Annotated in this window: 25 protein-coding genes; 4 read left to right on the top strand and 21 right to left on the bottom strand. The window is 63.7% G+C overall.

Features of this window, described 5'->3' with window-relative positions; genetic code table 11:
* Positions 1 to 84: 84 nt before the first annotated feature.
* The 9 genes from lpdA to YUU_RS0112385 all read right to left on the bottom strand — a co-directional run bounded on the left by lpdA (position 85) and on the right by YUU_RS0112385 (position 10,481).
* On the bottom strand, positions 85 to 1,506 hold the full coding sequence (gene lpdA / locus YUU_RS0112430; RefSeq protein ID WP_027522659.1) for a dihydrolipoyl dehydrogenase: 1,422 nt from the start codon (positions 1,504 to 1,506) through the stop codon (positions 85 to 87).
* A 142-nt stretch (positions 1,507 to 1,648) separates the two neighbouring features.
* Complete coding sequence (locus YUU_RS0112425; RefSeq protein WP_027522658.1) at positions 1,649 to 3,001, bottom strand: pyruvate dehydrogenase complex dihydrolipoamide acetyltransferase; 1,353 nt, start codon at positions 2,999 to 3,001, stop codon at positions 1,649 to 1,651.
* 66 nt (positions 3,002 to 3,067) lie between these two features.
* Complete coding sequence (locus YUU_RS0112420) at positions 3,068 to 3,268, bottom strand: hypothetical protein (RefSeq protein ID WP_027522657.1); 201 nt, start codon at positions 3,266 to 3,268, stop codon at positions 3,068 to 3,070.
* Positions 3,269 to 3,270: 2 nt separating this feature from the next.
* Positions 3,271 to 3,576, bottom strand: coding sequence for a DUF5076 domain-containing protein (locus tag YUU_RS0112415; RefSeq protein ID WP_027522656.1), 306 nt, complete (start codon positions 3,574 to 3,576; stop codon positions 3,271 to 3,273).
* 3 nt (positions 3,577 to 3,579) lie between these two features.
* A complete protein-coding gene (locus tag YUU_RS0112410) occupies positions 3,580 to 4,965 on the bottom strand; it encodes a pyruvate dehydrogenase complex E1 component subunit beta (RefSeq protein ID WP_027522655.1) in 1,386 nt (461 codons plus the stop codon).
* A 29-nt stretch (positions 4,966 to 4,994) separates the two neighbouring features.
* On the bottom strand, positions 4,995 to 6,017 hold the full coding sequence (pdhA, locus tag YUU_RS0112405; protein ID WP_027522654.1) for a pyruvate dehydrogenase (acetyl-transferring) E1 component subunit alpha: 1,023 nt from the start codon (positions 6,015 to 6,017) through the stop codon (positions 4,995 to 4,997).
* A 167-nt stretch (positions 6,018 to 6,184) separates the two neighbouring features.
* The gene (locus tag YUU_RS0112400) at positions 6,185 to 7,582 is read right to left on the bottom strand and encodes a glycerophosphodiester phosphodiesterase family protein (RefSeq protein ID WP_027522653.1); all 1,398 of its coding nucleotides are present in this window, start codon (positions 7,580 to 7,582) and stop codon (positions 6,185 to 6,187) included.
* A gap of 130 nt (positions 7,583 to 7,712) precedes the next feature.
* Positions 7,713 to 9,230 carry an aldehyde dehydrogenase gene (adh, locus tag YUU_RS0112395; protein ID WP_027522652.1) on the bottom strand — a complete coding sequence of 506 codons (1,518 nt, stop codon included), beginning with the start codon at positions 9,228 to 9,230 and terminating at the stop codon, positions 7,713 to 7,715.
* Between the two features lie 291 nt (positions 9,231 to 9,521).
* On the bottom strand, positions 9,522 to 10,481 hold the full coding sequence (locus tag YUU_RS0112385; protein WP_027522651.1) for a GAF domain-containing protein: 960 nt from the start codon (positions 10,479 to 10,481) through the stop codon (positions 9,522 to 9,524).
* Between the two features lie 290 nt (positions 10,482 to 10,771).
* Between YUU_RS0112385 and YUU_RS0112375 the strand changes: the two genes are divergently transcribed.
* Entirely contained in the window at positions 10,772 to 11,785 is a 1,014-nt protein-coding gene (locus YUU_RS0112375; protein ID WP_027522650.1) for an ABC transporter substrate-binding protein, read from the top strand.
* Here the strand turns inward: YUU_RS0112375 and YUU_RS0112370 are convergent.
* The 5 genes from YUU_RS0112370 to eno all read right to left on the bottom strand — a co-directional run bounded on the left by YUU_RS0112370 (position 11,782) and on the right by eno (position 16,618).
* A complete protein-coding gene (locus YUU_RS0112370; RefSeq protein WP_027522649.1) occupies positions 11,782 to 12,099 on the bottom strand; it encodes a septum formation initiator family protein in 318 nt (105 codons plus the stop codon). The two genes, YUU_RS0112375 and YUU_RS0112370, sit on opposite strands and share 4 nt — an antisense overlap.
* A 226-nt stretch (positions 12,100 to 12,325) precedes the next feature.
* Positions 12,326 to 12,877, bottom strand: coding sequence for an NADPH-dependent FMN reductase (locus YUU_RS0112365; protein ID WP_027522648.1), 552 nt, complete (start codon positions 12,875 to 12,877; stop codon positions 12,326 to 12,328).
* A gap of 182 nt (positions 12,878 to 13,059) precedes the next feature.
* Complete coding sequence (locus YUU_RS0112360; RefSeq protein WP_027522647.1) at positions 13,060 to 14,055, bottom strand: MBL fold metallo-hydrolase; 996 nt, start codon at positions 14,053 to 14,055, stop codon at positions 13,060 to 13,062.
* Between the two features lie 111 nt (positions 14,056 to 14,166).
* Positions 14,167 to 15,306, bottom strand: a complete 1,140-nt coding sequence (locus tag YUU_RS0112355) for a zinc-binding dehydrogenase (protein WP_027522646.1) — start codon at positions 15,304 to 15,306, stop codon at positions 14,167 to 14,169.
* A 28-nt stretch (positions 15,307 to 15,334) separates the two neighbouring features.
* Positions 15,335 to 16,618, bottom strand: coding sequence for a phosphopyruvate hydratase (eno, locus tag YUU_RS0112350; RefSeq protein WP_027522645.1), 1,284 nt, complete (start codon positions 16,616 to 16,618; stop codon positions 15,335 to 15,337).
* A 174-nt stretch (positions 16,619 to 16,792) separates the two neighbouring features.
* Between eno and YUU_RS0112345 the strand changes: the two genes are divergently transcribed.
* Together YUU_RS0112345 and queF are read left to right on the top strand one after the other, a co-directional pair.
* Positions 16,793 to 17,770 (top strand): lyase, encoded by a 978-nt coding sequence (locus YUU_RS0112345; RefSeq protein WP_027522644.1) that lies wholly within the window; start codon positions 16,793 to 16,795, stop codon positions 17,768 to 17,770.
* 126 nt (positions 17,771 to 17,896) lie between these two features.
* Positions 17,897 to 18,358 carry a preQ(1) synthase gene (gene queF / locus YUU_RS0112340; RefSeq protein WP_156944247.1) on the top strand — a complete coding sequence of 154 codons (462 nt, stop codon included), beginning with the start codon at positions 17,897 to 17,899 and terminating at the stop codon, positions 18,356 to 18,358.
* Positions 18,359 to 18,366: 8 nt separating this feature from the next.
* Here queF and YUU_RS50740 read toward each other — a convergent pair whose 3' ends face one another.
* From YUU_RS50740 to tpiA, 7 genes are all read right to left on the bottom strand, one after another.
* Positions 18,367 to 18,534, bottom strand: coding sequence for an RNA polymerase sigma factor region1.1 domain-containing protein (locus YUU_RS50740; protein WP_035662099.1), 168 nt, complete (start codon positions 18,532 to 18,534; stop codon positions 18,367 to 18,369).
* A gap of 58 nt (positions 18,535 to 18,592) precedes the next feature.
* On the bottom strand, positions 18,593 to 19,798 hold the full coding sequence (locus YUU_RS0112330; protein ID WP_027522642.1) for an MFS transporter: 1,206 nt from the start codon (positions 19,796 to 19,798) through the stop codon (positions 18,593 to 18,595).
* Complete coding sequence (gene kdsA / locus YUU_RS0112325) at positions 19,798 to 20,661, bottom strand: 3-deoxy-8-phosphooctulonate synthase (protein ID WP_027522641.1); 864 nt, start codon at positions 20,659 to 20,661, stop codon at positions 19,798 to 19,800. Before kdsA ends, YUU_RS0112330 begins: the two co-directional genes overlap by 1 nt.
* 114 nt (positions 20,662 to 20,775) lie before the next feature.
* On the bottom strand, positions 20,776 to 21,102 hold the full coding sequence (locus tag YUU_RS0112320) for an NIPSNAP family protein (protein WP_027522640.1): 327 nt from the start codon (positions 21,100 to 21,102) through the stop codon (positions 20,776 to 20,778).
* 81 nt (positions 21,103 to 21,183) lie between these two features.
* On the bottom strand, positions 21,184 to 22,815 hold the full coding sequence (locus tag YUU_RS0112315) for a CTP synthase (protein ID WP_027522639.1): 1,632 nt from the start codon (positions 22,813 to 22,815) through the stop codon (positions 21,184 to 21,186).
* Positions 22,816 to 22,981: 166 nt separating this feature from the next.
* On the bottom strand, positions 22,982 to 23,371 hold the full coding sequence (secG, locus tag YUU_RS0112310; protein ID WP_027522638.1) for a preprotein translocase subunit SecG: 390 nt from the start codon (positions 23,369 to 23,371) through the stop codon (positions 22,982 to 22,984).
* A gap of 156 nt (positions 23,372 to 23,527) precedes the next feature.
* Positions 23,528 to 24,283, bottom strand: coding sequence for a triose-phosphate isomerase (tpiA, locus tag YUU_RS0112305; protein ID WP_027522637.1), 756 nt, complete (start codon positions 24,281 to 24,283; stop codon positions 23,528 to 23,530).
* Positions 24,284 to 24,494: 211 nt separating this feature from the next.
* On the opposite strand from tpiA, the gene YUU_RS0112300 reads away from it, so the two are divergent.
* The gene (locus YUU_RS0112300; RefSeq protein ID WP_027522636.1) at positions 24,495 to 26,393 is read left to right on the top strand and encodes a peptidylprolyl isomerase; all 1,899 of its coding nucleotides are present in this window, start codon (positions 24,495 to 24,497) and stop codon (positions 26,391 to 26,393) included.
* Positions 26,394 to 26,399 lie beyond the last annotated feature (6 nt).

Below are 26,399 nucleotides of genomic sequence, written 5' to 3'. Positions count from 1 at the left end.
GCAACATCTCGGCCGTTCATCCTTCGAGGCTCGCTGCGCGAGCACCTCAGGATGACGGGTCTGATGGCTGCCGGCGCGCGCCGGTCAGATATTCAGCACCCTTCCATACGCGTCCAGCACGGCTTCCTTCATCATTTCCGACAGCGTCGGATGCGGGAAGACCGTGTGCATCAGCTCTTCCTCGGTCGTCTCGAGGTTCATCGCGACGACGTAGCCCTGGATCAGTTCGGTGACCTCCGCGCCGATCATGTGCGCGCCGAGAAGCTGCCCGGTCTTCTTGTCGAAGATCACCTTGACGAGGCCCTGGTCCTCGCCGAGTGCGATCGCCTTGCCGTTGCCGACGAAGGGGAAGCGGCCGACGCGGATTTCGCGGCCATTCTCCTTGGCCTTGGCTTCGGTGAGGCCGACGGAAGCGACCTGCGGATGGCAATAGGTGCAGCCGGGGATCATGTTCTTGTCCATGGCGTGCGGATGCAGGCCCTTGATCGCCTCGACGCAGATCACGCCCTCATGCTCGGCCTTGTGAGCCAACATTGGGGGACCGGCAACGTCGCCGATGGCGTAGATGCCGGGAACGTTGGTCTTGCCGTAGCCGTCGATGACGATGCAGCCGCGGTCGGTTTTGACGCCGAGCTTTTCGAGGCCGAGATTTTCGATATTGCCGACGACACCGACGGCGGAGATCACGCGATCGAACTCGGTGGTGACAGGCTTGCCCTTGCCGTCATCGATGGTGGCGACGACGCTGTCGGCTTTCTTGTCGAGCTTCGTGACCTTGGTCGAGGACATGATCTTGATGCCCATCTTCTCGAAACGCTTTCGCGCGAGGCCTGCGATCTCCGCGTCCTCGACGGGCAGGATCTGCGGCAGCACCTCGACCACGGTGACGTCGGACCCCATGGTGTGGAAGAAGGACGCGAACTCGATGCCGATCGCGCCGGAGCCGACGACGAGGAGCGATTTCGGAATCCGGTCGGGGATCATGGCCTCAAAGTAGGTCCAGACCAGCTTCGGATCGGGCTCGAGACCGGGCAGCACGCGCGGCCGCGCGCCGGTCGCGACGATGATGTGCTTGGCCTGATAGGTTCCTTCGCCCAGCGAGCCCTTCGGTCCTTCGACGTCGGACTTCTTCACCGTGATCTTGCCGGGCGCATCGATCGAGGCGGCGCCCCAGATCACACTGACCTTGTTCTTCTTCATCAGGAAGCCGACGCCGTCGTTCAGCCGCTTCGAGACGCCGCGCGATCGCTGCACCACCGCCTTCGGATCGAACGAGATCTTCTCCGCCGACAGGCCGTAATCCTTGGCGTGCTGCATGTAGTGGTAGATCTCCGCCGAGCGCAGCAGCGCTTTCGTCGGGATGCAGCCCCAGTTCAGGCAGATGCCCCCGAGATAGGATTTTTCGATGATCGCAGTCTTGAAGCCGAGCTGCGCGGCGCGGATCGCGGTGACGTAGCCGCCGGGACCGGAGCCAATGATGATGATGTCGAAGGATGTGTCGGCCATGCTTTTGCGCTCGTTCCCGTTCAACCGGTCTCAATGTTCGAGACCGTCATTGCGAGGAGCTCTTGCGACGAAGCAATCCAGTCTGCCGGTCACGTCCTGGAATGCTTCGCTTCGCTCGCAATGACGACGCGAATTCGCTTCGTCAGACCATCATCATGACGGGGTTTTCGATCAGCTGCTTGAACGCACCGATCAGCTCGGCGCCGAGCGCGCCGTCGATGGCGCGGTGATCGCAGGACAGCGTCACGCTCATCATCTGCGCGATCTCGATCTTGCCGCCGCGAACCACCGGCCGTTCCTCGCTGGTGCCGACCGCAAGGATCGTCGCATGCGGTGGGTTGATCACCGCGGTGAAGTCCTTGATGCCGAACATGCCGAGGTTCGACACCGCGGTGGTGCCGCCCTGATACTCCTCGGGCTTCAATTTGCGCGAGCGCGCACGCGTTGCAAAATCCTTCATCTCGTTGGAGATTGTCGAGAGCGTCTTAGTCTCGGCCTTGCGGATGATCGGCGTGATCAGGCCGCCGGGCATCGCCACGGCAACGCCGACGTCGGAATGGTGGTGCTTGACCATGCCGGACTCGGTCCAGCTCACATTGCAGTTCGGGATCTTCTGGAGCGCGACCGCCATCGCCTTGATGACGAAGTCGTTGACCGAGATCTTGTAGAGCGGCTTCTTCTCCTTGTCCTTGGGAGCAGCCGCATTGATCTCCTCGCGCGCGACCAGCAGCTTGCCAATGTCGCAATCGATGGTGAGATAGAAGTGCGGGACGTTCTGGATCGACGCGGTGAGGCGCTGCGCGATGGTGCGGCGCATGCCGTCATGCGGGACGATGTCGTAGGAGCCCGGCTCAAACAGCGCCAAAATCTGCTTGTCGGACATGGTCGGCGCAATCGACGGCGCGGCTGACGGAGCAGCAGCCGGGGCTTTCAGGCCCTTGCCCGACTTGGCCTGCTCGACGTCGCGCGCGACGACGCGGCCATGCGGGCCAGTGCCCGTCACAAGTGAAATCTCGATGCCGGCGTCCTTGGCGAGACGGCGCGCCAGCGGCGAGGAGAACACGCGGCCACCCTGGCCGTTGCCCTTCGCGGCCGGAGCGGCGGCCTGTGGCGCGGGAGCAGCAGCAGGAGCCGGTGCCGCCTTCGCAGCGGGTGCGGGCGCCGGAGCCGGTGCAGCGGCCGGAGCTTCTGCAGCTTTCGGCGGCGCAGCCGACGCGGCGGGCTTGGCAGCGCCCGCGGCCTTGACGTCCTCGCCCTCGCCGGCGAGCACTGCGATCACATCGTTCACCGGCACATCCTGCGTGCCCTCGGGCACGAGAATCTTGGCGATCGTGCCTTCGTCGATCGCCTCGACCTCCATGGTGGCCTTGTCGGTCTCGATCTCGGCGATGACGTCGCCAGATTTGACCTTGTCGCCCTCTTTCTTCAGCCACTTGGCGAGGTTGCCCTTCTCCATCGTTGGCGAAAGAGCGGGCATCAGGATGTTGATGGGCATGCTGACCTCACGAAGAACTTCTCAAAACGTCGTCTCCCGACCCACCGGAAGACGAACAGACAAGGATTAGTTGCCGATGTCGCCCTGCCACAGGCGCTCATTGGCGGGATTGGAACGCCACGACTTCATCATGGCGATGGAGCGGTCGTCGGCAAGATCGATCCAGGGGATGCCGAACTTGTCGAGAATGTCTTTGGAGCCGGGGAAGGCCTCGGCCTCACCGATCGCCTCCCGCATGAGATCGTAGTGATAGGATTCGACCGCCACGCTCAGTGCCCCTTCTGCCCGCGCGGCGTCGTGGTGCCCATGTCGGTCGGACGCTCGATCTCGGCCTCGAACATGTCGAGGATTCGGCCCAGCGCCTCCTCCTCGCTCATCTCGCTCTCGCGCGCATAGGCGCGCGCGGCATGACGAGCGAGATCGACCAGCAGGAGGCCCCACATGTCGGGCTCCTCGAAGGCCCGCTGGAACGCCATCGACAGCCCGCCGTCGAGCACGAACACGCGCAAAATCTCGATCGCGTCTTCGCGTCCAATCACGTCAGGTGGAAGTGGCTGTTCCTTGGGCGCTGCCATGGTCTACCTGTAGCAGACGGCTTTGGCGGCCTCGACCACTTCGGCTGCCGAGGGCAGCGCGAGCTTCTCCAGGTTCGCGGCATAGGGCATCGGCACGTCCTTGCCCGAAACGCGCGTCACCGGCGCGTCCAGGTAGTCGAAGGCATGCTCCATGATGCGCGCGGCGATCTCGGCGCCGACACCGCTCTGGGCCCAGCCCTCCTCCACCGTGACGGCACGGCCGGTCTTCTTCACGGAGTTGACGATGGTCTCGGTGTCCATCGGCCGCAACGTGCGCAGGTCGATCACCTCGGCCTCGATGCCGTCCTTGGCGAGTTCGTCCGCCGCCTTCAGCGCATAGGTCATGCCGTTCGACCACGAGATGATCGTGACGTGGCTGCCCGAGCGCACGATGCGCGCCTTGCCGAGCGGGATCACATAGTCGTCGAGCTTCGGCACTTCGCCGGTGTGGCCGTAGAGAACTTCGTTCTCGAGGAAGATCACCGGATTGGGATCGCGGATCGCGGCCTTGAGCAGGCCCTTGGCATCCGCGGCCGAATACGGCGCGACGACCTTCAGACCCGGAATGTGCGAATACCAGGAGGAGTAATCCTGGCTGTGCTGGGCGGCGACGCGGGCAGCGGCGCCGTTGGGGCCGCGGAACACGATCGAGCAGCCCATCTGGCCGCCGGACATATAGAGCGTCTTGGCGGCGGAGTTGATGATCTGGTCCATCGCCTGCATCGCGAAGTTGAAGGTCATGAACTCGACGACCGGCTTCAGGCCGGCCATCGCGGCGCCGACGCCGATGCCGGCAAAGCCATGCTCGGTGATCGGCGTGTCGATGACGCGCCTGGCGCCGAATTCCTGCAACAGGCCCTGAGTGACCTTGTAGGCGCCCTGATATTCGGCGACCTCTTCACCCATCACGAAGACGTCGGCATCGCGCCGCATTTCCTCGGCCATCGCATCGCGCAACGCTTCGCGGACGGTCTGCTTCACCATCTCGGTGCCGGCGGGCACCTCCGGATCGGGCTCGGCGACGGCGGCCGGAGCCGAGGGTGCAGCTTTCGGCGCAGGCGCCTCGCTCTTGGCTTGCGCAGGCGGCGCGGCTTCTGCAGCCGGCTTCGCAGGCGCCGGAGCTTTCGCAAGATCAGCGGCGCTCTCGCCGTCGGCGAGAATCGTCGCGATCGGCGTGTTCACGGCGACGTCGGCGGTGCCTTCGGGGATCAGGATCTTGCCGAGCGTGCCCTCATCGGTCGCCTCGACCTCCATGGTCGCCTTGTCGGTCTCGATCTCGGCGATCACGTCGCCTGACTTGATCGTCTCGCCCTCTTTTTTCAGCCATTTGGCGAGGTTGCCCTTTTCCATCGTGGGCGACAGCGCGGGCATCAGCACTTGAATTGGCATATCAACTCCAAAAGAAAGCTTGCGCGCTTTTAGCGATAAACGTCGGTCCAGAGCTCGGACACATCCGGCTCGGGATCATGCTGGGCAAAGTCGGCGGAGGCATTCACGATGTCGCGGACCTCGGCGTCAATCGCCTTGAGATCCTGCTCGCTCACTTTGGCGGCCAGGAGGCGGTTGCGCACCTGCTCGATCGGATCCTGGTCGTGGCGAACCTTCTCGACCTCCTCGCGCGTGCGGTATTTTGCAGGGTCCGACATCGAGTGGCCGCGGTAGCGGTAGGTCTGCATCTCCAGGATGACCGGGCCCTTGCCGGCGCGGCACCAGGCGACTGCCTCATCGGCCGCAGCCTTCACCGCACGGACGTCCATGCCGTCGACCTGGTGACCGGGGATGTTGAAGGACAGGCCGCGCTTGGAGAAATCCTGCTGCGCCGAGGCGCGCGACACCGCTGTGCCCATGGCGTAGCGGTTGTTCTCGATGACGAAGATCACTGGCAGCTTCCAGAGCTCCGCCATGTTGAAGCTCTCATAGACTTGGCCCTGGTTCGCCGCTCCATCGCCGAAATAGGTGACGGCGACGTTGTCGTTGCCGCGATAATGGTTGGCGAAAGCAAGGCCCGCACCGAGCGAGACCTGGGCGCCAACGATGCCGTGGCCGCCGTAAAACTTCTTCTCCACGCTAAACATGTGCATGGAGCCGCCCTTGCCCTTGGAATAGCCGCCGCGGCGCCCGGTGAGCTCGGCCATGACGCCGTTAGCCTCCATGCCGGTGGCGAGCATATGACCGTGGTCGCGATAGCCGGTGATGACCTGGTCGCCGTCCTTCAGCGCCATCTGCATGCCGACCACCACGGCCTCCTGGCCGATATAGAGGTGGCAGAAGCCGCCGATCGCACCCATGCCGTAGAGCTGGCCGGCCTTCTCCTCGAATCGCCGGATCAGGAGCATGTCGCGGAGCGCCTTGAGCTCCTGCTCTCTGGTGAATTCCGGGGGCGAGCCGCCGTTGGTCTTGTCCTGGGGAGCGCTAGCGGCGGCTTTCTTGGGTGCGGCCATAGGAATTCCGGGTCAGAGAAAACTAAGCCCTCTCTAACCTAACTCAATCGCGCGCGAAAGCACTGTGGCTGCATGGCGCGCTTTTCGTTATGCCGCAGTGCAACGTGGCCGAAATATTGCAAAACCTTTGGCGCCGATCAGGCAACATTAGCTCCGCCAAGCCGGCCTCACCAGCCGAGTTCTCGAAGATAGGCGGCGCGGGCGCCAACTCCGGTATGCGTGAAGTCGGTAAAGACCCCATCGACGCCGAGACGGAAGAATTTGAGATATTCAAGGCTTGGATCGCCGTGATAGTCGCCAGCCAGGTACTTCTTCTCGTTTCGGAAAGTGAAGACGTGCACGAACAGGCCGATCTTGTGCGCGTCGGCAACGAGGCTGGTCGCTTCCTGCGTCGAAGCGTCCGGCGTCGATCCCTTGTAGGGAGAGCCATCGGCGTTGCTGTCCTTCCACGGCGAAATCTTGAGCGGAACGATATAGGGCTTCCACGGACCAATGCCGTCGGCATAGGTCTTGATCTCCGCAAGGCCCTCGGAGGTTAGCATCGCATCGTACAAGCGCGCGTCACCCGAAAGCGTCCAGTCGAACGGACGCGAATTGGTGATGTTGTCATTGAGGACCTTGCCGTTCCTGAAGTCGACACCGTTGCCATCGATGAGCTGGACCTGCCGCGTCTCAAGGCCATGGCTGCGCATGTATTTCAGGCTGCCAGGCTCGAAGCTCTGAACAAGGATCGGGGCATCCCTCGCGTTGAGGCCGTTGTCCTTGATGATCTTGATCAGGGCATCCTCGAGCGGGTGGCTGCCGGGCGCGCCACAGCCATTGGCGATCGCCTGGGCATTGTTCCAGGTCGGATTCTTGGTCTCCGGATAGACCGCGATGGGACGCCCCGTCTCCTTGCTCTTGGCCTTGGCAATGTCGATGATGTCCTGGAAACTGATGATCGGGAACTTGCCGTTGAAGACCTTCGGCCTTTCGTTGGCCGCATCATAGGTGGTGCCGGCGATCCAGTTCTTCAGCTCGGCCATGGTGAAGTCGGTGATCGACCAATCGTTGGTATGGTCTTCGCCGTCCACGATCAGCGATTTCAGCACCGATTTGGGGTCGGCCGGATCGGTGAGATCAGTGAGGTATTCACCAGGCCCGCTGGCGGGAGATTGGGCCCATTTCACTTTGACGAGGACACCGGGTACCGTGCGCTTGCGGGCGGCAACCGCCGGATTGGTCTTCGCCACCTCGGCAACGTTGGTATTGTCGTTCAGCCAAGGGTTGTGACGTGCGACCAGGACACAATCCTTGGTCAGGTGCAGGTCCTCTTCGAGCGCGTCGGTTCCGAGGGCTGCGGCGAGATCATACGATGCCTCGGTCTCTTCAGGCACCAGCCCCGGCAGGCCGCGATGCCCGAGGATCAGTGGCGGCTTTCCGTCGAGGGTCGAAAAGGGCTTGGCGCCGGCGGGCGCCGGGCTTGTCTGCGCGAAGGCCGTCGATGCCGGGAGCAATGCCAAAGCCGCCACGCCGAACAGCATCGCTCCAACACCCGACTTCCGTTGTGACCGACTGTCCTTCATGGCCAAGCCTCCGTTTCTTGCGTCGCATCGCTTCGAATGCGACAGGGGCCGAGCTGAATAGCTCGGCCCCTCGTCTTGTCCCAATTCTTTGACGGACGGATGACGAAGGCGGCGCCGCCCTCTCCGCCGATCAGAAGAAGCCGAGCTTCTTCGGGCTGTAGCTGACCAGGAGGTTCTTGGTCTGCTGATAGTGATCGAGCATCATCTTGTGGGTCTCGCGGCCGACACCCGACTGCTTGTAGCCGCCGAACGCCGCGTGTGCGGGATAGGCGTGGTAGCAGTTGGTCCAGACCCGGCCGGCCTGGATGGCGCGGCCGAAGCGGTAGCAGCGATTGGCATCGCGGCTCCAGACACCGGCCCCTAAACCGTAGAGCGTGTCGTTGGCGATCGCGAGCGCCTCGTCGTCGGTCTTGAAGGTCGTCACCGACACGACCGGCCCAAAGATCTCCTCCTGGAAGATCCGCATCTTGTTGTGGCCCTGGAACACGGTCGGCTGGACGTAATAGCCGCCCGAGAGATCGCCGCCGAGGCTCGCGCGACCACCGCCGGCGAGGACCTTCGCCCCTTCCTTCTTGCCGATGTCGATATAGGAAAGAATTTTCTCCAGCTGCTCGCCCGAGGCCTGGGCGCCGATCATGGTGTCGGCAGCACGCGGATCGCCCTGCTTGATGGCCGCGACGCGCTTCAGCGCTCGTTCCATGAAGCGGTCATAGATGTCCGCATGGACCAGCGCACGGCTCGGACAGGTGCAGACTTCGCCCTGGTTGAGCGCGAACATCACGAAGCCCTCGATCGCCTTGTCGAAGAAGTCGTCGTCTTCGGCGGTGACGTCCTTGAAGAAGATGTTGGGCGATTTGCCGCCGAGCTCGAGCGTGACGGGAATGAGGTTCTGGGCGGCATATTGCATAATCAGCCGGCCTGTCGTGGTCTCGCCGGTGAAGGCGATCTTCGCGATGCGCGGGCTGGACGCGAGCGGCTTGCCGGCCTCGAGGCCAAAGCCGTTGACGATGTTGAGCACGCCGGGCGGCAAGAGGTCGCCGACAATCTCGGCCCAGACCATGATCGAGGCCGGCGTCTGCTCAGCGGGCTTGAGTACCACGCAATTGCCGGCGGCGAGCGCAGGCGCGAGCTTCCAGCACGCCATCAGCAGCGGGAAGTTCCAGGGGATGATCTGGCCGACCACGCCGAGCGGCTCATGGAAATGATAGGCGATCGTGTCGTGATCGATCTCGCCGATCGAGCCCTCCTGTGCGCGCACGACGCCGGCGAAATAGCGGAAGTGATCGATCGCGAGCGGCAAGTCGGCGGCGCGGGTCTCGCGGATCGGCTTGCCGTTGTCCCAGGTCTCGGCGATCGCGAGCCGCTCGAGGTTTTCTTCCATGCGGTCGGCGATCCGGTTCAGGATTGCGGCGCGCTCGGCAACGCTGGTGCTGCCCCAAGCGGCCTTGGCGGCATGCGCCGCGTCGAGCGCGGCCTCGACGTCCTGGTGATCAGAGCGCGCGATCTTGCAGACGACCTGACCGTTCACGGGCGAGGCGTTGTCAAAATATTTGCCGGAGATCGGCGCGACGAATTTGCCGCCGATGAAATTGTCATACTTCGCGGCGAACGGCACTTGTGCGACGTTGAGGAATTCAACCTTGTTCATGTTCACTCCCGATGTTGCTGTTTGCGTGATCGTCGTGTGTTCACGACTTGCGCAGACGATGAAGCGGGAGTCGTTTTCTGTCAGCCCGGATGAAAGCGATGACGGAAGCGACCTGTCGCAGTTCTGCGACAGGTGAAGCAGCCCTCACGCATTCAGACATCATCCTGAGAAGCGCGCTCTTGAGCCACATCGTCATTGCGAGCGCAGCGAAGCACTCCAGTGTCTCTCCGCGGAAAGAACCTGGATTGCTTCGCTGCGCTCGCAATGACGATTGAGGAAACGAGCAAACGCTCAGTGCTTCAGCTCGAAGCGCTTGAGCTTTCGGTGGAGCGTGGCGCGGCTGACGCCGAGCGCCTTGGCGGCGGCGGAAACATTGCCGCCCGCGCGCAACAGCGCCCGCTGCAAGACCGCGCGCTGGCCACCGGCGAGGTGGTCGCGCGCGGCATCGCCACCGAGAAGATCGGCTGCGGGCACCGGCTGCAACGGGCGGCCGGGCGCGATCCCGAGTCCGACCCGGGCGGATCTCGTCGCGCCTATCACGAGATCGTCCGCATCGACCGCGACGAGACCGCCGCCATGGCCGTCGGCTGACGGCGTCAGCACGATGCGGGCATGGGCGAAGGCGTTGCGGAACAGATCAGCCTCGATACGCTTTGCCGCCTCGCCCGCGGCGAGCGCGATCAGATTGGCGAAGGCGTCGGTGCGGTCGGCGCGGCAGGAGGAGACGTCGAGCACGCCAGCCAGCATCCCGTCATGATCGTAGATCGGGACAGCGGTGCAGCTCAGAAGCGTGTTGCGGGTGAAGAAATGCTGGTCGCGGTCGATGGTCAGCGGCCGCTGCTCGACGAGGCACGTTCCGATGCCGTTGGTGCCCTCATGCTCCTCGCTCCAGAGCGCGCCGGTCCACAGGCCCCAGGATTGGAACGTGGAGTCGTCGGCCGGCGTGCCGCGACGATCGACCGGGGTGCCCTCGCCGTCGGCAAGCAGCACGCAGCAGCCGGCAGCGCCAACTGCCTGGTAGAGACGGTCCATCGCGCCCTGGGCAGCATTGAGCAGTGGCGCGATCCGCTCGCGCGCATGGTATAGCTCGGCCTCGGTGAGGCGGATCGGCGGCCGTCGGCCGCCGGGATCGAGATGGTGCAATCGGGAGGAACGGCACCACGAGGCCACGAGCGCGGAGCGTGCCGCCTGGCCTGACGCAATGGCGGCCTCCACACGGGCCGCGTGATGCGGGTGCATTTGCCCATTCATCACTGTTTCCTCCCGATGGCAGTCTAGATGCTGCCGGCGTAGCCCGATTGATCTGCGTCAATCCTGAAAATGCCGCGCGCAAGAAGGCATGAACCCGCACCGCCGTTGCCGTCAAGACGGAAGTGCCGCATCCACTTACGACCTTCGACATAGGCGCAAAAAACCGAATAACACCGCACCGTAGCAAAAGTTGGAACGCGCGTTTCACGCGGCGATCGAAAAACAGAATAGAGCGCAAACAGCGCGTCACCTATGCTGGAAGCATCAAGAGACTTTCAGCAGGAGCCGTCGTGACCAGCCCGTTCTCACTCTCAAGACGTTCCCTGCTCGGCGCGCTAGCAGGCGGACTCGTTGCGGGCAGCGCGAAAGCGCAAGGCAAGCCGGCAGAGATCGATCTCAGCGGCGTCACGCTGCGCGTCGCCTATTACAAGGGCGGCTGGCCCGCCCTGCTCCGGGCTGCCGGCGAAGACAAGACGCCCTACAAGATCGACTGGAAGGAGCTCAACAACGGCGTGCTGCATATCGAGGCGCTGAACAGCGACGCGCTCGATCTCGGGTCGGGCAGCGAAATTCCTGCCATGTTCGCCGCACGCAAGAACGCCAGCGTGCGCTTCATCGCAGTCACCCACGAAGACCTCAACACCCAGGTCACCGTCGCGGCCAGGGACGCGCCGATCCATTCGATTGCCGATCTCAAAGGCAAGAAGGTCGGCTACGTCCGCGCCACGACCGCGCACTATTTCCTCGCCAAGCAACTCGAGGAAGCGGGCCTCTCCTTCAACGACATCGAGGCCATCAACCTGACGCCATCGGACGGCTACTCGGCCTTCTCCTCCGGCAAGCTCGATGCCTGGGCGATCTACGGCTACAACGGCCAGCTCGCGATCTCCAAACAGGGCGCGCGCCTGCTCAAGACCGGCGTCGGCTATCTCTCCGGAAATTTTCCGATCTATGCCAATCCGAAGGCGATCGACGATCCGTTGCGGCGTGCGGCGCTCGCCGACTTCCTGCTGCGGATCCAGCGCGCCTATGCCTTCGCCAACAAGAATTTCCAGGTCTATGCGACGGCGCAGGTCGCGGAAACGCATCTGCCGATCGAGGACATCCTCGATCAGTTCGCCCATCGCAGCGCCGATTTCTCACTCGTGGGCGTCACGCCGGATGTACCGGAGACCCACCAGAAAGTGGCCGACACTTTCCTCAAGCTCGGCGTGCTCGACGCGCAGACCGACGTCGCAAAATTCTGGGACACGAGTTTCAGCGACGTCCTCGCCAAGGGCGCGGCGCAGCTGGCGACACTCTAGTTCGAATTGTTCATCCGCACGAGATCGTGCGGATTGACGAACTGGAGCTGGAAGCGCGCGCGCTCGTCCAGCATGTCGGGGTCGATCTTTTCCGAGCGCAGCAGCGACACCCGCTGCTCGCCCTCGGCGCGCTCGCGCTTCAGCCGCGCAAGCTCGCTGGTCAGAGCGATGATCTCCTGGTCGAGCTCCTGGCGGGCGTTGAGGCCGTATTTGCCGGTATAGGCGTTGATGCCGAAATAGCCGACGATCGCGGCCGCCATGGTGTAGAGGGCAAGGCCGGTCAGAATCGATTTCAGGCGCGCACGGGTGACCATGTCCGGCAAGATGGGACAGGTTGGTTAAGGGAAGGCTAATTTGGGAGCGCCCTGCCCGACTGCCAGACCCTCATGGTGAGGAGGCCGCGTAGCGGCCGTCTCCGGACGATGCTACGCATCGCCGGGAGAACCATGAAGGCCCGGGTCTTCCCCGCGGCCATCCTTCGAGACGGCGCTTCGCGCCTCCTCAGGATGAGGATCTATAACGCGGCCGCAGGCGTCTCACTCAGCCCTGATGCTTGGCGACGTGCGCGGCGAAGGCGTCGATGTACTGCTGGAGCACGGTCTTCAGCGAGTCCTTGGTCAGGTTGCCTGCGGCGTCAAAGGCGTCGCCGACTGCGTTCAGATAGGTCTCGGGCTGCTGCATGATTGCCCCCGCAATGCCCGGCAGGATGTTCTGGAGCGTTTTCGCGGCACTCACTCCACCCTGCGGACCCGGCGAGTTGGAGACGATGCCGACCGGCTTGCCGTTGAACGAGCTCTTGCCATAGGGCCGCGAGGCAACGTCGATGGCGTTCTTCAGGGCGCCCGGGATTGCGCGGTTGTATTCAGGCGTCACGAACAGGACGCCGTTCGACTTCTGGAGCTTTTCGCGGAAAGCCAGCCAGTCGGCGGGCGGGGCGCCCTCGAGGTCCTGGTTGAAGAACGAGATACCCGCCGGCGTGATGACCTCGAGCTTGAGGGACGCCGGCGCGAGCTTTGCGAGCGCGTTGGCGATCTTGAGCGAAAAGCTTTCCTTGCGCAGGCTGCCGGCGATCGTGACGATGTTGTAGGCCATGGTTGTCCTTGAACCTCTAAGCGGGAAACAGGCCGGCGCACTTAATCCACCTCCGCGGGAGGATGCAAGTGCATGAACCGTTTCGATTTGGAAACGCAGCGTTTCGCAAAAGCGACCAGTCGCCCAAAACAATCGGGCCGCCAGGCGGCGGCCCGATCAACTGACTCTAAGAACCGAACCGATCAGATCGTCGGATTCCAGGCCGACGGGATCAGACGATATTTGGCACCATCCTTCTCGACGTGGCCGACCGACGGGAAGGTGAAGTGGAAGCCGACCACCGTCGCCTTCTCTGCTGCCGCCATGTCGTAGAACTTGTGGCGGGTCTCTTGCGCCATCGCGGCATCGGTGTCGAACACGACATGCCAATCCGGATTGCGCAGGAAGAATTCCGGGATGTTGGTGACGTCGGACTGGATCAGGACCTTTGCGTTGCCCGAGGCAACCGCGAACGATGTGTGACCCGGGGTATGGCCGGGCGTCGCGATCGAGGTGATGCCCGGCGCGACCTCCTTGCCCCACTCATACTTGGTCACCTTGGACTCGATGCCGGCAAAGGTCTTCTTCACGTTGGCGAAGTAGTTCTTCATCATGTCGCTGGAAGCTTTGCCGGCGTTCTCCTCGCTCGCCCAGAACTCCCAATCCTTGGCCGGCACCATGATCTCGGCGTTCGGGAACGCGATCGAGCCGTCCGCCGCGCGTATGCCGTTGGTGTGGTCGGGGTGCAGATGCGAGAGCAGGACGATGTCGATGCTCTTGGGATCGACGCCGGCCGCCGCGAGGTTTTGCAGCGTGCGGCCGACCGCGCCCTTGCTCGGCTCGAGATTGGCGACGCCGTTGCCGGTGTCGATCAGCACGAGCTTGGAGCCGGTGTTGATGAGTTGCGGGTTGAACGGCACCGTCACCATGCCCTTCGGCATGTAGGCCGCATCGCCTGCGGCCAGTGCCTCGTCCTTCGGCACGTTGGTGACGAACTTGTCCGGCATCGGGAAGGTTCGCGCCCCGTCGTTGATCGAGGTGCACTCGAAGGAACCGACCTTATAGCGATAGAAGCCCGGCGCCTGCGCGCCGGTTTGCGGCACTGCGGCATCGGCAGACGTCGTGCCCAGGCGCGAAAGGCTGGCCGCACCGAGGGCGGCGGCGCCGGCAAGCAGGTGACGGCGGTTGAGTTCGGTCATGGGAATGTCCCCTTCTGAGCGTTGCGGTTTTTCCCGCTTTCAATTGCGGCGCGAATGTTCTCCCCCGCCGCTCAGAAGGCAAGACCTTCTTTGGTCACGACCGTTCCAGCGTCACGCAAATTTATTTGGGTTGATGAGGAATTTTTCGCCGGTCGCCCGTTTGGCGAACACCGCAATGTTGGCCGGATCGAGCACTTCAGGAAGCGACACGACCTTGGTGTAGTGGCTGGCGAACGTCGTCTTCAATTCGCTCGCGACACGTTGGCGCAAGCGTCCGATTTCCGCGGGACCGATCTTCATCAGGAACGGGGTCAACAGCCAGCCGCCGACACCCCAGGCCATGCCGAAGCCGGGCGGCAGCTCGATCGGCCGCGTGTCGAGCATGCCATAGACATAGACCTGCTTGTGCACGCTGGAGCCGTAGCGGCTGTACTCCTTGGCGGTCTTGTTGATCGCGACTTCCATGCACCTCAGGATGTTGCCGGCGAGCCTGCCGCCACTGATGGCATCGAAGGCGATGGTGGCGCCGGTCTCGACCAGCGCATTAGTGAGATCGTCAAGGAAGCTCGGCGCGGTGGAATCGACGACGTACTTGGCGCCGATCTTGTGCAGGATGTCGGCCTGCTCCTTGCTGCGCACGATGTTGACCAGCGGGATGCCGTCCTTGATGCAGATCTTGTTCAGCATCTGTCCGAGATTGGAGGCGGCCGCGGTGTGCACTAGCGCCTTGTGGCCTTCGCGCCGCATGGTCTCGGTCATGCCGAGCGCGGTGAGCGGATTGACGAACCAGGACGCGCCCTCCGCCGCGGTCGTGCCCTCAGGCAGCGGCTGGCAGTCCCTCGCCTTCAAGGTCCGGTACTGCGCGTACATCGCGCCGCCGATCATCGAGACCGTCTTGCCCATCAACGCCTTCGCGGCGTCCGACGAGCCGGTCCTGATGACGACGCCGGCGCCTTCGTTGCCGACCGGCAGGGACTGGTCGAGCCGCGCCCCCATCGCCTGCATCGCGTCGTCAGGCACCTTGGCGGTGATGACGGGAGCATCCTTCGTCCCCGACGCCTTCGCCGTGCTCATGTCGGCGGCGCCGACCAGCAAACCGAGATCCGACGGGTTGATCGGCGTCGCCTTGACGCGAACGACGACCTCGTCCTCGGCAGGCTCGGGGGTCGGCACGTCGACCAGCGAGATTTCGAGTTCGCCGCTCTTCTTGATCAGCGAACGCAACTGGAGTCCGTTTCCGCCGTCGCTCATGTCGACCTCCCCTTTTTCTGTTAGGTGCTTACGCCAGCGCCTTCAGCGCCGCCTTGCCGGGATAGACGGCCTGCTTGCCGAGCTGCTGCTCGATGCGCAGCAGCTGGTTGTATTTGGCGGTGCGATCCGAGCGCGCAAGGGAGCCGGTTTTGATCTGGCCGCAATTGGTGGCGACGGCGAGATCGGCGATGGTGGAATCCTCGGTCTCGCCGGAGCGATGCGACATCACGGAGGTGTAGCCGGCCTTGTGCGCCATCTCGACGGCGGCGAGCGTCTCGGTCAGCGTGCCGATCTGGTTGACCTTGATCAGGATCGAGTTGGCGCGGCCCGCCTTGATGCCTTCGGACAGGCGCTTGACGTTGGTGACGAAGAGATCGTCGCCGACGAGCTGGCACTTCTTGCCGATGAGATCGGTGAGCTCCTTCCAGCCGTCCATGTCGTCCTCCGACATGCCGTCCTCGATCGTCACGATCGGATAGCGCGACACGAGGTCGGCGAGATATTTGGCCTGCTCGGAGATCGAGCGGGTCTTGCCCTCGCCTTCATAGACGTATTTGCCGCCCTTGAAGAACTCGGTCGAGGCGCAGTCGAGCCCAAGCACGACGTCGGAGCCTGCCTTGAAGCCAGCCTTGCCGATCGCGTTCATGACGAATTCGAGCGCGGCGTCCGCCGACGGCAGGTTCGGCGCAAAGCCGCCCTCGTCGCCGACATTGGTGTTGTGACCGGCCTTCTTCAATTCGGACTTCAGCGTGTGGAAGACTTCCGCGCCGTAGCGCAGACCTTCGGCGAAGCTGGTGGCGCCGACCGGCAGGATCATGAACTCCTGGAAGTCGATCGGATTGTCGGCGTGCACGCCGCCATTGATGATGTTCATCATCGGCACCGGCAGGACCCGCGCCGAAGTGCCGCCGACGTAACGATAGAGCGGCATGTCGAGCGATTGCGCAGCCGCCTTGGCGCAGGCGAGCGAAACGCCGAGGATGGCGTTGGCGCCGAGACGGCTCTTGTTCGGCGTCCCGTCGAGATCGATCATGACCTGGTCGATCTGGACCTGGTGCTCGACGTCCATGCCGCTGAGCGCCTCATAGATCTCGCCGTTGACGGCGCCGACGGCCTTCGAGACGCCCTTGCCGAGATAGCGAGCCTTGTCGCCATCGCGCAGTTCCACCGCCTCATGGGCGCCTGTCGAGGCGCCCGAGGGCACTGCGGCGCGGCCGAGCGAGCCGTCTTCCAGCACGACGTCGACCTCGACGGTGGGATTGCCACGGCTATCGAGAATTTCGCGGCCGATGATGTCGACAATGGCGGTCATGATGCGCTTCCATTCGTTAGAGCTGGACGTTTCGCCGCGCGTCTTACACGGAGCGCAAGCAAATGTGAACGCTTGGGCTGCGGGGTACGACTGACGGCTGAGGAGCCTCGGACTAAGCTCGACGCCACCTGATCTGCGCGTCCAACCTCAATCTGAGACAGTCGGGGTAACGCCATGAATCGTCGCCAGTTTCTTGCTTCCAGCGCCGCCCTCCTTGCCGCCCGCCCAAGTTTTGCGCAGGAGGGCCCGTTCCGGGCGAAATATTTTCCGATCAGCCCCGGTATCGGCCTGCACGACCTCACACCCGCCCCCGACGGCACGATGTGGTTCACGGCGCAAGGCAAGGGCATGCTGGGCAAGCTCGATCCGAAGGACGGCTCGTTCAAGACCGTCAGCCTGGGCCAGGGCGCTGCCCCGCACGGCGTGACGATCGGCCCCGATGGCGCGCCCTGGATCACCGAGGGCGGCCAGAACGCGATCGCGCGGGTCGATCCCGGCGATCTCAAGGTCACGCTGTTCCGCCTGCCCGAAAAGTTCGCCCAGGCCAATCTCAACACCGGCGTGTTCGACAAGGATGGTACCTACTGGTTCACCGGGCAGTCCGGCTATTACGGCCGGCTCGTGCCGAAATCCGGCGAGATGACGGTGTTCAAGGCGCCGAAGGGCATCGGGCCCTATGGCATCACTGTGACGCCCAAAGGCGACATCTGGTACGCCTCGCTCGCCGGCAGCTACATCGCCAGGATCGATCTTGCGACCGGTAGCGCCAGTGTCGTGCAGCCGCCGACACCGAATGCCGGTTCGCGGCGCGTCTGGTCGGATTCAAAGAGCCGGATCTGGGTCAGCGAGTGGAACAGCGGGCACGTGTCGGTGCACGATCCCGCCGACGGCTCGTGGAAAACCTGGAAGCTGCCGGGCGAGCATCCCCGCGCCTACGCGGTTTTCGTCGACGACAAGGACAAGGTCTGGCTCACCGATTTTTCCGCCAACGCCATCGTGCGCTTTGATCCAGTGACCGAGAAGTTCAACGTCTTCGCCAGCGACAAATCGAACGCCAATGTCCGTCAGCTCGACGGAAGGCCGGGCGAGCTGTGGGGCTGCGAGTCCGGCAACGACCGGATCGTCATGATCCAGACCGTCGCCACTGGTTGACGGCGACGACAATTGCGTCCATCTCGGCATCCACTAGAGCGCGATCCGATCGCGCTCTAGCTTTTTGATTGAGCATGATCCCTTCGGAAAACCGGTGTCCACTTTTCCGGATCATGCTGCAAAAGGATGCAAATGATGGCGAAAAAACCCCTCCAGCTCGGCCGTGCGGTCGAATGGCCGCACACACCGGAAGAAGCCCAGCTCGACCGTGTGCCCAACCCGCAGAAGGGCACAGACTATCTGGTGCGCTTCACCGTGCCGGAATTCACATCGATCTGCCCGGTCACGGGACAGCCGGATTTCGCCCATCTCATGATCGACTACGCACCGGGCCAGTGGCTGCTGGAGTCGAAATCGCTAAAGCTCTACGTCGCGAGCTTCCGCAATCACGGCGCCTTCCACGAGGACTGCACCGTGATGATCGGCAAGCGCATCGCATCCGAGATCAAGCCGAAATGGATAAGGATCGGTGGCTACTGGTATCCGCGCGGCGGCATCCCGATCGACGTGTTCTGGCAGACCGGCCGCGTGCCGAAGGGATTGTGGGTGCCGGAGCAGGGTGTGGCGCCCTATCGCGGGCGGGGCTAAAGGTGGCCCTATTCCTCCGCAATCCAAATGCCTTGTTCGCTCAAAGCCGTCAGTAGAGCTTCAACGTCTTCCGGTTCCATCTTGGATGGGATCAATTCGTTCAGTTGATCAAAGGTAATGTGACCCGTCTTCTCCGCCAGGATGGCGGCTTTCCGTACCACTTCGGACCAGTCCAATCAGACCTCCTCGGAATACTCCCCTACTATATGGGAAGATTAGATGTCCGCGTCGGTCTCAGCGCGCATCCGCCGGAGCGCGCTGCTTGAGGAGCTTCGCGCAGACCAGCCCCAGCACCACCATGATCCCGGCGCTTGCGAACAGGGTCGGCCCCTTGCCCCCATGCGCGAGGCCAAAGCCATAGGCGATCGGGCCGACGGTCTGGCCCATGAAGAAGAAGAACGAGTGCAGCGACAGCGCGGTGGCGCGTGCCTCGACCGATAGCTCGCTGGCAAACACCTGTAGGCAGCCATGGGCCATGTAGAAGCCCCAGCCCATCACGACGAGGTTGAGCGTCTGGACTTCCCAGCGCGGACCGAACGCGACGGCGACGAGTTGCGAGGCCACTAGCACGGTGCCCGCGATCATCATGCCCTTGACGCCAAGTCGTGGCAGAAGGCGCGACACCGTCATGGTGTAAAACAGCCCGCCGACCGCAAAGCCCGCGATGACGATGCCGGCAATTGAGAGCGAGGTCTCGCCGAGGTCGAACAGGAACGAGGCGACGTAAGGGAAGAGGCCGAGCACGCAGCAGCCTTCGACGAACACGGCCGAGTAGCACACCGGTGCGTTCGGATTGGTGAAGATGGTGCGATAGCCCGTCTTCAGCGCCGAGAGGCTCGTCCTCGGCGGATGCTTGATCCTGGCGCCACTGAATCCGGCCGCAACCGCGACCGAAGCGATGATCACCAGCACACCGAGCACGGCGAGCACGCCGCGCCAACCGAGGAAGTCGCCGATCAGGCCGGACGCAGATGCACCGAGGAGATTGCCGGTCATGGCGCCGGCGAGCGTGCGGCCGATCGCGATCTGCCGCTTCTCTGGACCGACGAGATCGCTGGTCAGGCTGAGCGCAATCGGAAACACGCCGCCGGAGCCGATACCGGCCAGGATACGGGTGGCAAACAGCAGCGAGAACGAGGTCGAGAGCGCACCGAGGATGCTGGCGACGCCGAGCACCGCGAGGCAGCCGATCATCAGCCGCGTCTTGCCGAAGAGATCGGCGGCGGCGCCGATCAGCGGCTGGATGATCGCGAAAGTGAAGGCGAAGACCGCGGCAAAGCCCGCGGCGGTCGCGATGCTGACCTGAAAATCCTCGGCGATGTGCGGCAGCAGCGGATCGAGCGCCCGGGCCGAGAGCGCCGCCGCAAAGCTCGCACCTGAGATGACGTAGAGCGCTGGCGGCAAGCCGTGATCGTGCGGCCGCGCCTCCCCTTGCGGCATCAGCGCGCGCCGGCCTGCGACGGATTTTTCGCCACCGCGTCGAACGCCATCAGCGTCCGGATGAGGCCTTCGAACTCAAGCAAAGGCACCATGTTCGGTCCGTCGGACGGCGCATGGTCGGGATCGGGATGCGTCTCGATGAAGACACCGGCGACGCCGACCGCGACTGCCGCACGCGCCAGTACCGGCACGAATTCGCGCTCGCCGCCGGAAGAAGCACCTTTCCCGCCCGGCTGCTGCACGGAATGCGTGGCATCAAAGATCACAGGCGCGCCGGTGGTGCGTGCCAAGATCGGCAGCGCTCGCATGTCTGATACGAGCGTATTGTAGCCGAAGGAGGCGCCGCGCTCGGTGACGAGCACGTTGGAATTATTGGCGCTCGTGATCTTGGTCACGACATTCGCCATGTCCCAGGGCGCCAGAAACTGCCCCTTTTTGACGTTGACGACCTTGCCGGTTGCTGCGGCAGCCAGCAGGAGATCAGTCTGCCGGCACAGGAAGGCCGGGATCTGCAGGACGTCGACGGCCTGCGCGACCTCGGCGCATTGCGCCGCATCGTGCACGTCGGTGAGCACTGGCAAGCCCAGCGACGAGCGGATCTCGGCGAAGATCGGCAGCGATTGCGCCAAGCCCAGTCCCCGCGCGGCCGACGCGCTGGTGCGGTTGGCCTTGTCGAAGGACGTCTTGTAGACGAGGCCGACTTTCAGACGGGTGGCGATCTCCTTCAAAGCGGAGGCCACCTCCAGTGCATGCGCCCTGCTCTCGAGCTGGCACGGGCCGGCAATGACCGCGATCGGCAGGTCATTGCCGAACCTGACCGTCCCCAGCTCAACCACCGCTGCTGCCGACTTGCCTGCGCTCAAGGCCAAGATCCCTCGTTTCGGCGCGACCATAGCGGCGATGAGGGGCGGATCAACCCTATTCGGCCCTACCCCTCGAATATCAGGGTTGCGAAGGCGCCCCGGCGAGGCCGGCCGTCACTTCACCGCGGAGAATGCCGTCGGCGCCAGAATCTGGCTGACGATGTTGGCGACGATCTGGCCATCCGCCTCCGTCTTGGCGCGCGCCTCGAGCCACTCCGGATCGGTCATGAAGGCGGTCCATTTCGTCTCGCGCTCGGCAAGCGAGTGCCAGGCTAGAAGATAGGTCAGCTCCTGGTTGGATTCGCCGATCAGCGTGGTGAAGAACCCGGCCTGCTTGATGCCGTGCTTCTCCCAGATTTTCAGTGTGATCGTGTCAAAGCGCTTGATCAGTGCCGGCAGCCGACCCGGCACGCAACGATACTGGCGCATTTCGTAGATCATTGGAGCTCACTCCCTGCATTGTTGTTCTTGCGGCAGGGAGTTGTCGCAACAATTTGCGCGCGCGTCAAAGGCCAGAGGTGCTTACACCAGCCGGCTCTGCACCACCGCCGCCTGAATGAAGGATGCGAACAGCGGATGCGGCTCGAAGGGGCGCGACTTCAGCTCGGGGTGGAACTGCACGCCGATGAACCACGGATGATCCTCGTACTCGACGATCTCCGGCAGCACGCCGTCGGGCGAGAGGCCTGAGAACTTCAGGCCGTGCTGCTCGAGGCGGTCCTTGTAGGCGGTGTTGACCTCGTAGCGGTGGCGATGGCGCTCGGAAATCTCGGTCGCGCCGCCATACACTTGCGAGACGCGGCTGCCGCGCTTGAGCGCCGCGGGGTACGCCCCTAATCGCATCGTGCCGCCGAGGTCGCCGGCCTGCGAGCGCTTCTCGAGCTCATTGCCGCGCAGCCATTCAGTCATCAGACCGACGAGCGGCTCTTTGGTCGGGCCGAACTCGGTGGAGTTGGCATCCTCGATGCCGACGAGGTTTCGCGCGGCTTCGATCACCGCCATCTGCATGCCGAAGCAGATGCCGAAATACGGCACGTCGCGCTCGCGCGCGAACTGCGCCGCCTTGATCTTGCCCTCGGCGCCGCGCTGGCCGAAGCCACCGGGCACCAGGATGCCGTTGACGTGCTCGAGGAACGGCGCGGGATCTTCCTTCTCGAAGATCTCGCTCTCGATCCAGTCGAGATTGACCTTCACCTTGTTGGCGATGCCGCCATGCGAGAGCGCCTCGATCAGCGACTTATACGCATCCTTCATGCCGGTGTACTTCCCGACGATGGCGATGGTGACATTGCCCTCGGGATTGCGGACGCGCTCGTTGATCTGCTGCCAGCTCCGCAGCTCTGGCGGAATCCGCGAGCCGATGCCGAAGGCGGCGAGCACCTCGTCGTCGAGGCCCGCGGCATGATAAGCCTCGGGCACGGCGTAGATGTTGTCGACGTCGCGCGCTTCGATCACGGCGCTTTCGCGCACGTTGCAGAACAGGCCGAGCTTGCGCCGCTCTTCCTTCGGAATCTCGCGGTCGGTGCGGCACAGCAGGATGTCGGGCTGGATGCCGATCGAGCGCAGCTCCTTAACCGAATGCTGCGTCGGCTTTGTCTTGAGCTCGCCCGCGCTCGGGATGTAGGGCAGCAGCGTGAGGTGGATATACACCGCATGGTCGCGCGGCAGCTCGTTCCCAAGCTGGCGGATCGCCTCGAAGAAGGGCAGGCCTTCGATGTCACCGACGGTGCCGCCGATCTCGACCAGCACGAAGTCGTAATCGTCATTGCCTGACAGCACGAACTCCTTGATGGCGTTCGTGACATGCGGCACGACCTGGATTGTCGCGCCGAGATAATCGCCGCGCCGCTCCTTGGAGATGATGTCCTGATAGATGCGGCCCGTGGTGATGTTGTCGGCCTTGGTCGCCGGCCGCCCCGTGAAGCGCTCATAGTGACCGAGATCGAGATCGGTCTCCGCGCCGTCATCGGTCACGAACACTTCGCCGTGCTGATACGGCGACATCGTTCCGGGATCGAGATTGAGATAGGGGTCGAGCTTGCGGAGGCGGACCTTGTAGCCCCGGGCTTGCAACAGAGCACCCAGTGCTGCTGAAGCCAGACCCTTGCCGAGCGAAGAAACCACGCCGCCGGTGATGAATATGTACCGCGCCATGGGACTTAACCTTTAATCCCCCGAACTCGATTCGCCAAAGCGATTCGCGTCCCGCCCCAAACAATTTGCGGGCCTGTGGGTGAGCCAAAACTGAGTGTGTTGCCAGAACCTTGATGGGGATTCTTGATGCAGGACGCTAGGCACCGTCCTGCATGGCCCCTCTGCTTTATTGCGAACGTGGCGCCTGCGGACCGCTGGGCGCCTGATTCTGCTGCTGCTCGTCCGCCTTCTTCAGCGTATCCAGGACACCGCCCGAGGTCGGCGGCGCCACCGGAGCCGCGCCACCGGCGGGCTGAGACTGCGACGCCGGCTGGCCAATGATCGAAGACGGCTTACGGTCATACCCCGCATACCAGGACAGGAAGAGGCTGGTCAGGAAGAAACCGGCCGCCAGGATCGCGGTCGTGCGCGACAAGAGATTTGCGGTGCCGCGGCTCGACATGAAGCCTGCGCCTCCACCCATGCCGAGGCCGCCGCCTTCCGACTTCTGCAGCAGCACGGCGCCGATCATCACGGCGACGATCATGAGATGGATAACGATCACAACGGTCTGCATGGTACCCTTCCGTCACAAGCCGACAGCGCCGGTGCCGGCAGCCATCGCGCTTTGCGGGTTTTCCTGAAGTTGCGCGGTGTTACACGATCAGGACTGGCATTGCCACCCCCGATCGGTCCGGACTCCGCTTTGAGCCGCCTGCGCTTTGCCGGTTAGCTAAGGGCAGCCTTTGGCAATCGCAAGGAAATCGGCCGCCTTGAGGCTGGCACCACCAACCAGCGCGCCGTTGACGTTCTTGACCGCCATCAGTTCGGCCGCATTCGACGGCTTGACCGACCCGCCATAGAGGATGCGCATCTTCGCCCCCTCGTCTCTGAAGCGGGAGATCAACAGTTCCCGGATAAAGCCATGAATCTGCTCGACATCCTTGGCTGTGGGGGTCAGGCCCGTGCCGATCGCCCAGACCGGTTCATAGGCCACGACCAGATTGTCGGCCTTTGAGCCGTCCGGCAGCGACAGGCTGAGCTGGCCGCGCAGGATATCCAGGGTCTGGCCGGCATCGCGCTGGCCTTGCGTTTCGCCGACGCAGACGATCGCGATCACCCCTGCCCGCCAGGCGGCCTCGGCCTTCTGCCGCACCAAATCATCGCTCTCGCCGTGGTCGGCGCGGCGCTCGGAATGGCCGACGATTATGGCGGAAGCGCCCGCATCCACCAGCATTTCCGCCGCGATATCCCCGGTATGGGCGCCAGAGGCCTTGGGGTGGCAATCCTGGGCACCGACGGCGACCTTGTTGCCGGCCGCCTTGGCCGCAAAGGCCGCGATCAGCGTCGCCGGCGGACACACCAGGAGATCGGCCTTGGCGGCGACCTCTGCCGCACCGGTGAGCATGGCGTCGAATTCGGCAGCGGAGGCCTTCAGGCCATTCATCTTCCAGTTTCCGGCGATCAGCGGTCGGATGGCGTCTGTCATGTCCAAATTCCAGCGAAATGAGGTTCGGGATGCGCTAGCAGACCGGGCGCCTCAGTTCCAGAGACCCGGTCCTGTTAACACAGCTTAAGGGAGCGGCAGGTTGCGGGGGGAAAGCCGCCACTTTATGATGCCATATCAATTCGGTGATGCGCTTTTGCGGAATCTGCTTTAAGGCGCGCCCGGTTCCCTCCTGCCAAACAAGTTGGACGCAATGCTTCGAGGAATGCGCAAGGCCTCATCAAACTGGCTCGGCAAAACGATTATGGCCGTCGTGATGGGCGTATTGATCATCAGTTTCGGCATTTGGGGCATCGCCGACATCTTCCGCGGCTTCGGGCAGTCCACGGTGGCCAAAGTCGGCCACACCGAGATTTCGCTGAACGAATTCCGCCAGATCTATACCGACCGCATGCAGCAGATCGGCCGCCAGTTCGGCCGCCCGCTGACGCCTGAGCAGGCGCGCGCCTTCGGCCTTGACCGCCAGGTGCTCCAGCAGGCGATCGCGGAAGCCGCCCTCGATGAAGAGGCCCGCCGGCTCGGGCTCGGCGTGTCGGACGACGAGATCCGCCGCATGATCATGAACGACCCGAACTTCAAGGGCGCCGCGGGCAATTTCGATGCGCAGCGCTTCCAGGCCATGATCCGCAATTTCGGCTACACCGAGCAGCGCTACACCGCTGAGCAGCGCAAGGTGTCGGTGCGCCGGCAGATCACCGGCACGATCGGCGCGGGCCTCGAGCCTTCCAAGACCATGATCGACGCGCTGAGCCGCTATCAGAATGAGCAGCGCTCGATCGAATTCGTCAAGCTCGACGCGGCTCAGGCCGGCACGATCGATCCGCCCTCGCCCGAGGCGCTCGCCGCCTATTTCGAGGACCACAAGGTCCAGTTTCGCGCGCCCGAATACCGCAAGATCTCCTTCGTCGTGATCTCGCCCGAGGAGATCGGCAAATGGACTGACGTCTCCGACGACGACGCCAAGAAGGTGTTCGAGCAGCGCAAGGACCGGCTCGGCACGCCGGAGAAGCGCCAGGTGCACCAGCTCGTGTTCCCGACGGTCGAGGAGGCGCAAGCTGCGCGCACCCGGCTCGCAAGCGGCACGTCGTTCGAGGACATCGCCAAGGAGCGCGGGCTCAGCGCGGCGGATGGCGATCTCGGCCTCGTGACGAAATCCGCGATCCTCGATCCGGCCGTGGCGGACGCCGCCTTCGCGCTGCCCGCAGGCGAGATCAGCCAGCCCGTCCAGGGTCGCTTTGGCGTGGCGCTGGTCAAGGTCGACAAGATCGAGCCGGGCGCGGAGGCCAACTACGCCAACCTCGCCGGCGACATCAAACGGGAGATCGCGGCTGAGCGCGCGCGCGCCAAGGTTGCCGAATTGCGCGACAAGATGGAAGACGAGCGCGGCGGCGGCTCCAGCGTCATCGACGCCGCGCAAAAGCTCGGCCTTGCTGCCGTGACCATCGAGGCCGTCGACCGCTCCGGCCGCACGCCCAGCGGCCAGCCGGTTGCCAACATCCCGCAAGGGCTCGACGTGGTATCGCAAGCCTTCAACAGCGACGTCGGCGTCGACAACGATCCGATCTCCTTCCGCGGCGGCTATGTCTGGTACGACGTGCTCGGCATCACGCCGTCGCGCGAACGCAGCCTCGACGAGGTCCGCGACCAGGTCGAGGCGCGCTGGCGTCAGGACCAGATCACGACCAAGCTGCGGACCAAGGCCACCGAGATCGTGCAGAAGCTCGAACAGGGCGGCAAGCTCGCGGACGAAGCCGCCGCCATCAACGCCAAGGTCGAGACCGCCGCCGGCTTCAAGCGCGAGGACACGCCCGCCGGCGTGCCATCGAGCCTGGTCACGGCTGCATTCCGCACCGCCAAGGATGGCGTCGGCCAGACCCCGGGTGCGGCCGGCGAGGTCATCATCTTCCGTGTGACCGACATCGTCGATCCGCCGGTCGATCTCGCTTCCGAAGGGATCGCCAAGCTGAAGGAGGGCCTCGACCGCGCGCTCACCGAGGAGCAGGTCGCGTCCTACGTCAACAAGCTTGAAACCGACATCGGAACCACCATTAATCAGGCCGCCTTCGCGCAGGTGACGGGCGCGAACCAGTAAGCAGTT

The organism is Bradyrhizobium sp. Ec3.3, from assembly GCF_000472925.1.
Lineage (GTDB): Bacteria > Pseudomonadota > Alphaproteobacteria > Rhizobiales > Xanthobacteraceae > Bradyrhizobium.
This window is presented reverse-complemented; position numbering and strand designations above follow the sequence as displayed.

Bases quoted from the DNA above. Each gene is read 5' to 3' on its own strand.
- YUU_RS0112300 (WP_027522636.1), top strand. From the start codon at position 24,495: ATGCTTCGAGGAATGCGCAAGGCCTCATCAAACTGGCTCGGCAAAACG.
- YUU_RS0112415 (WP_027522656.1), bottom strand. From the start codon at position 3,576: ATGGCAGCGCCCAAGGAACAGCCACTTCCACCTGACGTGATTGGACGC.
- YUU_RS0112410 (WP_027522655.1), bottom strand. From the start codon at position 4,965: ATGCCAATTCAAGTGCTGATGCCCGCGCTGTCGCCCACGATGGAAAAG.
- YUU_RS0112355 (WP_027522646.1), bottom strand. From the start codon at position 15,306: ATGAGCGACGGCGGAAACGGACTCCAGTTGCGTTCGCTGATCAAGAAG.
- YUU_RS0112425 (WP_027522658.1), bottom strand. From the start codon at position 3,001: ATGCCCATCAACATCCTGATGCCCGCTCTTTCGCCAACGATGGAGAAG.
- lpdA (WP_027522659.1), bottom strand. From the start codon at position 1,506: ATGGCCGACACATCCTTCGACATCATCATCATTGGCTCCGGTCCCGGC.
- queF (WP_156944247.1), top strand. From the start codon at position 17,897: ATGCAAATGATGGCGAAAAAACCCCTCCAGCTCGGCCGTGCGGTCGAA.
- YUU_RS0112365 (WP_027522648.1), bottom strand. From the start codon at position 12,877: ATGGCCTACAACATCGTCACGATCGCCGGCAGCCTGCGCAAGGAAAGC.
- YUU_RS0112315 (WP_027522639.1), bottom strand. From the start codon at position 22,815: ATGGCGCGGTACATATTCATCACCGGCGGCGTGGTTTCTTCGCTCGGC.
- eno (WP_027522645.1), bottom strand. From the start codon at position 16,618: ATGACCGCCATTGTCGACATCATCGGCCGCGAAATTCTCGATAGCCGT.
- YUU_RS0112330 (WP_027522642.1), bottom strand. From the start codon at position 19,798: ATGCCGCAAGGGGAGGCGCGGCCGCACGATCACGGCTTGCCGCCAGCG.
- YUU_RS0112345 (WP_027522644.1), top strand. From the start codon at position 16,793: ATGAATCGTCGCCAGTTTCTTGCTTCCAGCGCCGCCCTCCTTGCCGCC.
- YUU_RS0112370 (WP_027522649.1), bottom strand. From the start codon at position 12,099: ATGGTCACCCGTGCGCGCCTGAAATCGATTCTGACCGGCCTTGCCCTC.
- YUU_RS0112385 (WP_027522651.1), bottom strand. From the start codon at position 10,481: ATGAATGGGCAAATGCACCCGCATCACGCGGCCCGTGTGGAGGCCGCC.
- YUU_RS0112320 (WP_027522640.1), bottom strand. From the start codon at position 21,102: ATGATCTACGAAATGCGCCAGTATCGTTGCGTGCCGGGTCGGCTGCCG.
- pdhA (WP_027522654.1), bottom strand. From the start codon at position 6,017: ATGGCCGCACCCAAGAAAGCCGCCGCTAGCGCTCCCCAGGACAAGACC.
- secG (WP_027522638.1), bottom strand. From the start codon at position 23,371: ATGCAGACCGTTGTGATCGTTATCCATCTCATGATCGTCGCCGTGATG.
- YUU_RS0112360 (WP_027522647.1), bottom strand. From the start codon at position 14,055: ATGACCGAACTCAACCGCCGTCACCTGCTTGCCGGCGCCGCCGCCCTC.
- YUU_RS0112400 (WP_027522653.1), bottom strand. From the start codon at position 7,582: ATGAAGGACAGTCGGTCACAACGGAAGTCGGGTGTTGGAGCGATGCTG.
- tpiA (WP_027522637.1), bottom strand. From the start codon at position 24,283: ATGACAGACGCCATCCGACCGCTGATCGCCGGAAACTGGAAGATGAAT.
- adh (WP_027522652.1), bottom strand. From the start codon at position 9,230: ATGAACAAGGTTGAATTCCTCAACGTCGCACAAGTGCCGTTCGCCGCG.